At 73.1% G+C, this 5,680-nt stretch carries 6 protein-coding genes and 1 pseudogene; 4 read left to right on the forward strand and 3 right to left on the reverse strand.

All coding sequences use genetic code 11. The features are described from left to right. Window positions 1–355, reverse strand: a 355-nt coding sequence (locus tag AOK24_RS25320; protein ID WP_055722382.1) for a carboxymuconolactone decarboxylase family protein, incomplete at its 3' end; no start/stop codon positions are given. A 46-nt stretch (window positions 356–401) separates the two neighbouring features. Between AOK24_RS25320 and pdxR the strand changes: the two genes are divergently transcribed. Continuing rightward, a complete protein-coding gene (gene pdxR, locus AOK24_RS25325) occupies window positions 402–1,823 on the forward strand; it encodes a MocR-like pyridoxine biosynthesis transcription factor PdxR (RefSeq protein WP_055722383.1) in 1,422 nt (473 codons plus the stop codon). Between the two features lie 180 nt (window positions 1,824–2,003). Continuing rightward, window positions 2,004–2,645, forward strand: coding sequence for a protein-tyrosine phosphatase family protein (locus tag AOK24_RS25330; RefSeq protein ID WP_240554118.1), 642 nt, complete (start codon window positions 2,004–2,006; stop codon window positions 2,643–2,645). Window positions 2,646–2,776: 131 nt separating this feature from the next. Here AOK24_RS25330 and AOK24_RS25335 read toward each other — a convergent pair whose 3' ends face one another. After that, window positions 2,777–3,037: a DUF397 domain-containing protein gene (locus AOK24_RS25335; RefSeq protein ID WP_010352518.1), complete on the reverse strand. Its 261-nt coding sequence runs from the start codon at window positions 3,035–3,037 to the stop codon at window positions 2,777–2,779. After that, the gene (locus AOK24_RS25340; protein WP_055722385.1) at window positions 3,038–3,898 is read right to left on the reverse strand and encodes a helix-turn-helix domain-containing protein; all 861 of its coding nucleotides are present in this window, start codon (window positions 3,896–3,898) and stop codon (window positions 3,038–3,040) included. A gap of 294 nt (window positions 3,899–4,192) precedes the next feature. Here AOK24_RS25340 and AOK24_RS49800 point away from each other — a divergent pair. Both AOK24_RS49800 and AOK24_RS25350 read left to right on the forward strand, forming a co-directional pair. Continuing rightward, window positions 4,193–4,792 (forward strand): annotated as a pseudogene (locus AOK24_RS49800) (ATP-binding protein); the annotation flags it as partial. A gap of 386 nt (window positions 4,793–5,178) precedes the next feature. Beyond that, window positions 5,179–5,583: a hypothetical protein gene (locus tag AOK24_RS25350; protein WP_055722386.1), complete on the forward strand. Its 405-nt coding sequence runs from the start codon at window positions 5,179–5,181 to the stop codon at window positions 5,581–5,583. Window positions 5,584–5,680 lie beyond the last annotated feature (97 nt).

Consider the following 5,680-nt stretch of genomic DNA (forward strand, 5'->3'; position numbering starts at 1 on the left):
GGGCCAGGGCCGCGCGCTCCTTCGGGGTGTAGAAGTGGCGGGCCTCGCGCCAGAGGGGGACGAGGTGGAGGCGGTCCTCGTGCTCACCGGCCTTGCGGGCGTCGTTGGTGTGCATGTGGAGGCAGTAGGCGCAGCCGTTGAGGTGCGAGGCGCGGATCTGGACGAGTTCGACGAGGGCGGGGTCGAGTCCCTCGCGCGCGGCCATGCCGAGGGCCACGACGGCCCGGTAGGTCTTGCGGGAGGCGCTGGCGAAGTCCAGCCGGGTGCGGGCGGCCTCGGCGGCGGCGACACCCGCCTCGATGTCGGCGGCGGTGATGCCGGTGGTGTCGATGTCAGTGACCGTCTGCGTCGTCATGCCTCGAATCTAGGCCCCGTAAAGCCCCTCTGTAGGGTGCATTTCCATGGCGAATTCATGGGTCAATTCCGCCCGGCGCATCGGCTCCGACCTGCATCTCGACGTGTCGGGCCCGGGTGGCCGCCGGGCCGCTGTCGCCGGTGCGCTGCGGGACGCCGTCCGCAGTGGCCGGCTCGCGCCGGGGACCCGGCTGCCGCCGTACCGTTCGCTGGCCGCCGACCTCGGGGTGGCCCGGAACACGGTGGCGGACGCGTACGCCGAACTCGTCGCCGAGGGCTGGCTGACCGCGCGGCAGGGGTCGGGGACGCGCGTGGCGGACCGTACGGAGCCCCTGCGACACGCCGGGAAACCGGCCGTAAGTGGCCCTCCACGCGCGCGTGGCCCGCGATACGACCTGCGGCCGGGTACGCCGGACGCCTCGTCGTTCCCGCGCGCGGCCTGGCTGGCGTCCTACCGGCGGGCGTTGCAGGCCGCGCCGAGCGAGGCGTTCGGGCCGGGGGACCCGGCGGGGCGGCGGGAGCTGCGGGAGGCGCTGACGGAGTTCCTGGCACGCGCGCGCGGGGTGCGCACCGAGCCGGACCGGATCGTGGTCTGCGCCGGCTTCGCGCACGCGCTGCGGCTGCTGTTCGGCCAGGGCGGGGGCGGGGTGCTGCGCGGCCCGGTGGGCGTCGAGTCGTACGGGCTGGCCTTCCACCAGGACCTGCTCGCGGACGCGGGCGTACGGACCGTACCGCTGCCCCTGGACGACCACGGCGCGCGCGTGGACCTGCTGGGGCGGGAGCGGGCCGTCCTGCTCACGCCGGCCCACCAGTTCCCGACCGGCGGCCCGCTGCACCCGGAGCGCCGGGCGGCGGTGGCCGACTGGGCACGCGCGCGCGGGGCGATCGTCCTGGAGGACGACTACGACGGGGAGTTCCGCTACGACCGCCGTCCCGTCGGCGCCGTCCAGGGCCTCGATCCGGAGCGGGTCGTGTACGTCGGCTCGGTCAGCAAGAGCCTGTCGCCGGCCCTGCGGCTGGGCTGGCTGGTGCTGCCGGACCACCTGGTCGGCGCCGTGCGCGAGGCGAAGGGCGAGCGCGAGGCCTGGTCGGGCGTCCCGGAGCAGCTGGCGCTGGCCGACTTCGTCGTGTCGGGGGCGTACGACCGCCATGTGCGCCGGATGCGGCAGCGGTACCGCGCGCGGCGTGACCGGCTCGTCGGGGCGCTGGCCGAGCGGGCGCCGCACATCCGGGTCAGCGGGGTCGCGGCGGGGCTCCACGCGGTGCTGCGGCTACCGGACGGCACCGAGCGGGCGACGGTCGAGGCGGCAGCCGCGCGCGGGGTCGCGCTGGAGGGCCTCGCGGGGTTCCGGCACCCGGCGGCGGAGGGGTCGCTGGGCGACGGTCTCGTGGTGGGGTACGGCACGCCGCCGGAGCACGCGTACGAGGGGGCGCTGGGGGCGCTGTGCGCGGTGCTGCCGCCGCCGTAGCGCGCCACCTTCCCCCAATCTTGCCGTTTTGTACACTCTCGTCACTTCTTCACCCCATCGGGTTACCATGCGAAAACGTCCCCCGTTCCCGACACCCCCGGGTTGCCCATGGCCGTCGTCGTCGCACCTTCCCCCTCCCCGTCTTCGCCCTCACGACCCTCACGGCGGATCCGCAGGCGTGTGCTGCGCGGATCGCTGATCGTGGCGGTGGGGTATCTCGCGCTCTGGGCGACCGGCGCGCTGGGCATCCTCGGGCTGTCGTACCTCGCGCGCGAGGACACCGCGACGCCGCCGGGGACGCACGACCTGCGTGGGGTTCATCACTTCCAGCCGGTGGACACCGAGGGCCGGCTGTGGCGGGGCGCAGCGCCGAAGCCGGACGGGTACGGCGAGCTGAGGCGGCTCGGGTTCACGACGGTCGTGGACCTGCGCGCGGAGGACCTGAGCGCGGCGCAGCTCGCCGAACCGGGGGAGGCGGGGCTCACGGCCGTACGCCTGCCGGTGCGGGACGGGCAGACGCCCACGCAGGCGCAGGTGCGGCGGTTCCTCGCGGTCGTGCGGGACGCGCCGGGGCGGGTGTTCGTGCACTGCGGCGCGGGGGTGGGCCGTACGGGGACGATGGCGGCGGCGTATCTGGTGCAGACCGGCGAGGAGTCCCCGTCGGCGGCGGTCCGGCGCAATCTCGCGGTCGGGCCGCCGTCGATCGAGCAGATCTACTACGGGCTGAGCCTGGAGCGGCACGAGGCCGAGCAACCGCCGTTCCCGGTGGTCGCGCTGAGTCGTCTGGTGGACGCCCCGCGCCGCATGTGGTCGTGGCTGTAGGTCACCTGCCTAGAGGGCGGTCGATACGGTCATAACTGATCAATGTGGGTCGAGCAGTCAATTTTAGAGAGGTGCGAAAAGCAAACAAAAAGGAAGTCACCGAACATGATCCGGACCCATGAACAAGGCGTTCAGGAGAGCAGGAAGTCCGCCTCACCCGCCTTCGCTCCCTCGATGAACGCCGTCATCTCGGCCGGGGTGTAGATCAGCGCGGGTCCGTCCGGATCGGTGGACTGGCGCAGTGCGATCCGGCCGTCCTCCAGCTTCATCGCCTCCAGGCAGTTCCCCCCGTTCCCGCCGCTCCACGGCTTGTGCCAGCCCTCGTTGCCCAGTTCCCGCGCGGGCATGCCGTTGTAGATCCGCGGGGCGGGAGAGGACGAGATGCGCTTCATTTACAGCTCCTTGCGGAGATCCCGGAGGATCTCCTTCGTGCGATGTGCCGTAGCGGCCTGCGCCGCCATGCGGTCCATGACCTCGAGGTGTGTCGCCACCTCCTCACGCGCGTCGAGATAGACCGCGCCGGTCAGGTACTCGCTGTAGACCATGTCCGGAAGCTCCGGCATGGCGAATCGGAACAGCACGAAGGGCCCGTACGTGCCCGGGTGCGGCCCGTTGGCGAACGGGGCGACCTGGAGCACCACGTTGGGCAGCTTCGCGGCGTCGAGCAGTCTGTCGATCTGCGCACGCATCACCTCCGGGCCGCCGACCGGGCGGCGCAGCACCGTCTCGTCCATGACGACCCATATCCGGGGCGCGTCGGGACGAGTGAGCAGATCCTGGCGGCGCATGCGCAGGGCGACGAGACGGTCGATGTCTTCCGGCCGGGTCTGCGCGATCGCGCCCGAGACGAGCACCCCGCGCGCGTAGTCCTCGGTCTGGAGCAGTCCGGGGACGAAGTGCGGCTCGTACTGGCGGATCAGAGAGGCGGCGCCCTCCAGGCTGACGTGCATGGAGAACCAGCCGGGCAGGACGTCGTGGTACCGCTGCCACCAGCCCGGCCGGTTGGCGTCCTCGGCGAGCCGTACGAAGCCCTCGGCCTCGTCGCCCGCGACGCCGTACGCCTTCAGGAGCAGTTGCAGGTACGGGATCTTGAGCGCGACCTCGGCGTTCTCCATCCGGCGGATCGTGGCGGGCGCGACGCGCAGGACCTTGGCGGCCTCCTCGCGCTTGAGCCCTGCGCGTTCCCGCAGGTCCAGCAGGCGCCGGCCGAGGACGACCTGTCCCACGGTCGGCGCGGACCGCGGCTCGCTCACGCTCCACCTCCACGAAACTCCACGAACGTCCCCGACTGTTCTCCTGACCCGCACGGCGGCCGTGCGGCGGCCACGCGGACTGCCGGCCGGAAAGATTCCCGACAGCCCTGCGGCGCCGTTCGGAGACCTCGCGGAGTTCTGTACGGCCGCCACGCGCGCGTACGGCGATGTACGTCCGTGCGTGGGCGACGGCCCTCCGGGGTCCCAATCGGCGCCGCTCTACGTGCTGTTGCGAGCAGTGTGCCACGGCGTCCCACCGCGTCGCGCAGCACTCTGCAATTTTCAGAGTGACACTTGCCAAGTGTTCACGGCGGGGCGATAGTGGCAAGCGTGATTCCGTCCGCGCCTTTAGGAACAGACGCCGCCGCAGGCCGCCCCGCCGGTCTCGGTGCCGCGCCGGGAGCAGGTTCTGACCAGACCTCTGCCGAGCGCCGGTTCCGGTTCGAGCTGGCCGCACATCCGGGTTCCCCGGCCCAGGCGAGACGCCTGGTGCGGGCCCGACTGAGCGGCTGGTCGGTGTGCGAGGACACGTGCGACTCGGCCGCCCTCGTCATCACCGAGCTGGTCACCAACGCGATCGTGCACACGGCCGGCGGGGTCGTCGTGTGCGAGCTCCAGGACGGCGCGGACACGCTGCGTATCGCGGTGCGTGACGAAGGGTGCGCGCCGGGTGAACCTCGTCCGTCCCCCCAGCTCCCCGAGGAGGAACACGGCCGCGGCCTCCTCCTCGTCGACGCCCTGTGCCGCGCCTGGGGCGCCCAGGAGCACGGCCCCGGCCTCGTGGTGTGGGCCGAGCTCGCCCGAGGCGCCAGTGCCCCGCACAACGACCTCGGCTGGGGCGCCCGCCCGAAGCCGAACCCGTCCGACGAACCCACGCCCCACGACGGCGAGGCCGGCAAGGCGGCTCCCACGGGTGCGGGCGGGAACCTGGACGAGCGGGTGGTGACACAGCGGGCGGCAGCAGATCCGGGCGGGGCTTCGCGGTACGCCGCCGAGGCGTCGGCCCGGCCGTCCCACACCGCGCATCCCGCGCAGGCGCAGCGGCCCGCGCCCCTCCTTCCGCACCATCCGCCGCACACCCACCCCGAGCCCCCTGCGCTTCCGGGGCATCCGAGCCGCAGGCAGCACGCCCAGAGCCCTGACGGCGACTCCACCAGCTGGCGCTCGCACCCCGGTTCGGCCACCGCGACGTCGCAACCGGGAGTTCCCGGCGCAGGCGAGCGTGGCCGGGAGCGGGGCAGGGCGTGAGCGCCCCGTCCGCCGAAGGTCCGGTGCTCACCATGAACACGCTCGTCCGAGTCGGCCGCCACCTCACACACACGCCCGGCGCTCCCGCGCGCCTGCCCGTCCCCGACGGCATGACGGTCCCCCTGGGCTGCGACGCCGTCGCCGTACCCGCGCGCCTGGGCCCCCTCCTGATGCCGCGCCTCCCGCGCGTGGGGTGCGTGTACGCCGACGACACGCACTGGTGGTGGCTCGTCCCCGCGGACTCCGACTACGCCGTCGAGTGGCCCGCGCCCGCGCAGTACGCGACCGGGGCGGTCCTTCCCGACACGCCGCACACCCTCACCCTCATCAACCGGCCGACGGGAACCGTCCCGTACACGCCGCCGATACCGCTGTACCTGGCCCTGTGCCGGCTGACAGGGGCGACACCGACATGGGCGCGCCCGATCAGCGCGTAACACTCCGCGAGGCCCGCGTGCCCCGACGCCTCGTGCGCACGCGTGCCGGTTGATCTCTTGAGGCTGCGTGTTCCGGCGCAGCCTCAAGAGATCAACC

Origin of the sequence: Streptomyces niveiscabiei (assembly GCF_001419795.1) — a bacterium.
GTDB classification, from domain to species: Bacteria; Actinomycetota; Actinomycetes; order Streptomycetales; family Streptomycetaceae; genus Streptomyces; species Streptomyces niveiscabiei.